At 39.8% G+C, this 960-nt stretch carries 1 protein-coding gene and 1 pseudogene; both read right to left on the bottom strand.

Annotation, left to right across the window (positions count from 1 at the left end; all coding sequences use genetic code 11):
- Positions 1–247: 247 nt before the first annotated feature.
- The gene (locus A3735_RS05290) at positions 248–586 is read right to left on the bottom strand and encodes a rhodanese-like domain-containing protein (protein ID WP_068508484.1); all 339 of its coding nucleotides are present in this window, start codon (positions 584–586) and stop codon (positions 248–250) included.
- 179 nt (positions 587–765) lie between these two features.
- A pseudogene (locus A3735_RS31720) lies at positions 766–960 on the bottom strand (Na(+)/H(+) antiporter subunit D); the annotation flags it as partial.

Here is a 960-nt window from a genome sequence, read left to right as displayed (position 1 = left end):
TAATAAAGCTCTTCGTGTTTTTTGTTTCTGCTCAGAACGTTTTGTCACAGCTACTTTTCTCAGAACAATTAATAATTTAGCGTATTCGATAATGATAGCACTAACAATTAGTCTTGTGGGCGTAATCCACTCATAATTAACGATAATTAGCTATCGCCAGTGCGGCCTAAGTATCAGCTAGATTAACCTGCGCTCATTTTATTCTTGGATAAGTTATTTAATACCTTGCGGGTAGTGCATGGTGAATTTAATCTGTTGAAATATTGCGTTTCTGCCGCACATCGTCAATGCCACCTGCATTTGTAACTCTGCTATACCCGGCTGCAATCAAAGCATTCTTCGCTTTTTCCGCGCGCACACCCCTGGCGCAATAAACAACAATCTCAGTGTTTTTGTCGGGATACTGCCGGCTAACTATAGGAACGATTTCGTTGTGGGTGGCACGTAGGTCACCATCTATATGGTCGAAAGTGTGTTCAATTTTACTTCTCACGTCGATCCAGACAGGGTCTGCCAATATGATATTGGAGCCAAAGGTGGCAAAACATAGTAATACTAGGCGGAATAAATAGGATGGTAATCTCATAGCTTTAAGTCCCTGTAATGAGTAGAGGCTAATATAAAGCCTAGAAACCGAAGGCAAATATGTCAAAAAACGAGGGAGTGTAACCGGAGGTATTATGATCTATGTACGCAAAATAGAATACAACCTAGCTAGGGACTCTTGGAGCTAATAAAGATTTACTTAGTTGAAAAGCTGCTCGATTAGAGCAGCTCAGGAAAGTAATAAATCATTAAATATACTGCTAGCAAAATGGCGACCCAAACAACCATGGTCTCAGTTGGCCATAGCCTTGCAAAGTATCCTTTTGGTTTTCCAGCTTTGGTGTCATAAGAGTTTTGAATCATTTGCTTAATTGAATAAGCGAGTGATTTTTCAATCTTTTCATAGGTGCAATA

Source organism: Oleiphilus sp. HI0061, assembly GCF_001635675.1.
This window is presented reverse-complemented; position numbering and strand designations above follow the sequence as displayed.

Bases quoted from the DNA above. Each gene is read 5' to 3' on its own strand.
- A3735_RS05290 (WP_068508484.1), bottom strand. From the start codon at position 586: ATGAGATTACCATCCTATTTATTCCGCCTAGTATTACTATGTTTTGCC.